Source organism: Mycobacterium sp. NGS62, from assembly GCF_059812285.1.
In genome coordinates, this window is sequence record NZ_JCALCK010000085.1 from 1 (window position 1) to 592 (window position 592).

Sequence of the window (592 nt, forward strand, 5' to 3'; positions counted from 1 at the left end):
TCATCGAGGTGTTCCGTCACACCGGAGTCCGGGTCGAGGAACTGCTCGAACTCAGCCATCACAGCTTGATCCAGTATCGGCTGCCCAGCACCAGTGAACTTGTGCCGCTGCTGCAGATCGCGCCATCGAAGACCGACGCCGAACGGCTGATCGTGGTCAACCCCGAACTGGCCGACGTGCTCAGCGCCGTCATCTGTCGCGTCCGCGAGCCCGGTGGCGCCATTCCTCTCGTGCGGGCCCGTGACAGCCACGAACTGGTGTGGCAACCCCCGGCTCCGCTGCTGTTCCAACGCCGAACCCGAGCTGAACATCGTTCTCTCGGAGGTACATTCATCGCATCATTGCTCGACGAAGCCCTTGACCACACCGGGCTGACCGACCCAGGCACCGGCAAACCGCTGCACTTCACCCCGCACGACTTTCGCCGCATGTTTATCACCGACGTGGTGCTCAACGGGCTGCCTCCGCACATCGCGCAAGTCATCGCCGGACACCGCGACATCGGCACCACCATGGGCTACAAAGCCGTCTACCCCGACGAAGCCATCACCGCCCACCTGGCCTTCATCGCGCGGCGCCGCGCGTTACGGCC

1 protein-coding gene is annotated in these 592 nt (G+C 64.4%); it reads left to right on the top strand.

The annotated features are described in order from the left end of the window. The coding region (locus AC5Y49_RS24810; protein ID WP_499892022.1) for a tyrosine-type recombinase/integrase at nucleotides 1–592 on the top strand (592 nt) is incomplete at both ends.